Origin of the sequence: Halomonas sp. AOP22-C1-8 (genome assembly GCF_052378905.1) — a bacterium.
In the GTDB taxonomy this organism is placed as follows: Bacteria; Pseudomonadota; Gammaproteobacteria; order Pseudomonadales; family Halomonadaceae; genus Vreelandella; species Vreelandella citrativorans.
Genome location: NZ_JBQSYD010000058.1, coordinates 1 through 3,260 on the forward strand (window position 1 = coordinate 1; position 3,260 = coordinate 3,260).

Below are 3,260 nucleotides of genomic sequence, written 5' to 3' on the forward strand. Positions count from 1 at the left end.
ATGACCTACTCTCGCATGGGGAGACCCCACACTACCATCGGCGCTAAGCGGTTTCACTACTGAGTTCGGCAAGGGATCAGGTGGTTCACGCTCGCTATGGTCGTCAGGCGTAACTGTCAATGTACATCATGCTGTGTCGTGTGATCGTCTCTCGTGCCAGGCGTTTGCTCGCCCAGCGCGCGTATCCGGTAGTCATCGTTGTCACTGCGACCAGACCCCTTGGGTGTTATAGGGTCAAGCCTCACGGGCCATTAGTACACGTTAGCTCAACACCTTGCAGTGCGTCCACACCGTGCCTATCAACCAGCTGGTCTCGCTGGGCCCTTCAGGAGGCTCAAGGCCTCGGGGATGTCTCATCTTGAAGGGGGCTTCCCGCTTAGATGCTTTCAGCGGTTATCCCGTCCGACCATAGCTACCCGGCAATGCCACTGGCGTGACAACCGGAACACCAGAGGGTCGTCCACTCCGGTCCTCTCGTACTAGGAGCAGCTCTTCTCAAACATCCAACGCCCACGGCAGATAGGGACCGAACTGTCTCACGACGTTCTAAACCCAGCTCGCGTACCACTTTAAATGGCGAACAGCCATACCCTTGGGACCGACTTCAGCCCCAGGATGTGATGAGCCGACATCGAGGTGCCAAACACCGCCGTCGATGTGAACTCTTGGGCGGTATCAGCCTGTTATCCCCGGAGTACCTTTTATCCGTTGAGCGATGGCCCTTCCATACAGAACCACCGGATCACTAGAACCTGCTTTCGCACCTGCTCGACGTGTCTGTCTCGCAGTCAAGCACCCTTATGCTCTTGCACTCACTGCACGATGTCCGACCGTGCTGAGGGTACCTTCGTGCTCCTCCGTTACTCTTTGGGAGGAGACCGCCCCAGTCAAACTACCCACCACACACTGTCCTCGATCCGGATAACGGACCTGAGTGAGAACGCCAATGATGCCAGGCTGGTATTTCAAGGTTGGCTCCCTTCGAACTGGCGTCCGAAGTTCAAAGCCTCCCAGCTATCCTACACAGGCAACATCAGCGTCCAGTGTGAAGCTATAGTAAAGGTTCACGGGGTCTTTCCGTCTAGCCGCGGGTACACCGCATCTTCACGGCGATTTCAATTTCACTGAGTCTCGGGTGGAGACAGCGTGGCCATCATTACGCCATTCGTGCAGGTCGGAACTTACCCGACAAGGAATTTCGCTACCTTAGGACCGTTATAGTTACGGCCGCCGTTTACCGGGGCTTCAATCAAGAGCTTCGGACGAATCCTAACACCATCATTTAACCTTCCGGCACCGGGCAGGCGTCACACCCTATACGTCCTCTTGCGAGTTGGCAGAGTGCTGTGTTTTTAATAAACAGTTGCAGCCACCTGGTATCTTCGACCGGTTCGGGCTGAAGGAGCAAGTCCTCTCACCCTACGCCGGCGTGCCTTCTCCCGAAGTTACGGCACCATTTTGCCTAGTTCCTTCACCCGAGTTCTCTCAAGCGCCTTGGGATTCTCACCCTGACCACCTGTGTCGGTTTGGGGTACGGTCGCACATGATCTGAAGCTTAGAGGCTTTTCCTGGAAGCGTGGCATCAATGACTTCGACACCGTGGTGTCTTCGTCTCGTCTCTCGGCTTTGAAGGGTCCCGGATTTACCTGAGACCCAGGCCTACTGACTTTCACCAGGACAACCAACGCCTGGCCCACCTAGCCTTCTCCGTCCCCCCATCGCAATCATGTCCGGTACGGGAATATTAGCCCGTTTCCCATCGACTACGCCTTTCGGCCTCGCCTTAGGGGCCGACTCACTCTGCTCTGATTAGCATCGAACAGAAAACCTTGGTCTTCCGGCGGGGGAGTTTTTCACTCCCCTTATCGTTACTCATGTCAGCATTCGCACTCGTGATACCTCCAGCAAGCTTCTCAACTCACCTTCATCGGCTTACACGACGCTCCTCTACCGCTCATCCTGAGGATGAACCCGTAGCTTCGGTATCTGGTTTAGCCCCGTTACATCTTCCGCGCAGGCCGACTCGACTAGTGAGCTATTACGCTTTCTTTAAAGGATGGCTGCTTCTAAGCCAACCTCCTAGCTGTCTGAGCCTTCCCACATCGTTTCCCACTTAACCAGAATTTGGGGACCTTAGCTGACGGTCTGGGTTGTTTCCCTTTTCACGACGGACGTTAGCACCCGCCGTGTGTCTCCCACGCTTGCACTCACCGGTATTCGGAGTTTGCCTCGGGTTGGTAAGTCGGGATGACCCCCTAGCCGAAACAGTGCTCTACCCCCGGCGGTGATACGTGAGGCGCTACCTAAATAGCTTTCGAGGAGAACCAGCTATCTCCGGGCTTGATTAGCCTTTCACTCCGATCCACAAGTCATCCAAATCTTTTTCAACAGATCCTGGTTCGGGCCTCCAGTTGATGTTACTCAACCTTCACCCTGCTCATGGATAGATCGCCCGGTTTCGGGTCTATATCCAGCGACTGTGTCGCCCAGTTAAGACTCGGTTTCCCTACGGCTCCCCTATACGGTTAACCTCGCCACTGAATATAAGTCGCTGACCCATTATACAAAAGGTACGCAGTCACAGAACTAGTCTGCTCCTACTGCTTGTACGCACACGGTTTCAGGATCTATTTCACTCCCCTCTCCGGGGTTCTTTTCGCCTTTCCCTCACGGTACTGGTTCACTATCGGTCAGCCAGGAGTATTTAGCCTTGGAGGATGGTCCCCCCGTCTTCAGTCAAGGTTTCTCGTGCCCCGACCTACTCGATTTCACAGGATCAGATTTTCGACTACGGGGCTATCACCCGCTATGGCCGAGCTTCCCAGCTCGTTCGTCTAATCAGTCACCTGCTTAAGGGCTGGTCCCCGTTCGCTCGCCGCTACTGGGGGAATCTCGGTTGATTTCTTTTCCTCAGGGTACTTAGATGTTTCAGTTCCCCTGGTTCGCCTCGTACCCCTATGTATTCAGGGCACGATACTGACCTTGTGGTCAGTGGGTTTCCCCATTCAGAGATGTCCGGGTCACAGGTTGTTTGCCACCTCGCCGAACCTTATCGCAGGCTTCCACGTCTTTCATCGCCTCTGGCTGCCTAGGCATCCACCGTGTGCGCTTCATTGCTTGACCCTATAACCCGAAGGGGTCTGGTATCTCGCAATGACAACGATTGCCGGATACGCTTGAGACGTATCACACAACAATTACGTATCAACGTTTAAAAAAACGTTAATGTCAGCATGATATACATTGTTAAAGAGCGACTG

The 3,260-nt window shown here is 54.4% G+C and carries 2 rRNA genes; both read right to left on the bottom strand.

From position 1 onward, the window contains the following. Window positions 1–108 (bottom strand): 5S ribosomal RNA (gene rrf / locus ACT3TY_RS17775); the annotation flags it as partial. Between the two features lie 122 nt (window positions 109–230). Continuing rightward, window positions 231–3,123, bottom strand: a 23S ribosomal RNA gene (locus tag ACT3TY_RS17780). Between the last annotated feature and the right edge of the window lie 137 nt (window positions 3,124–3,260).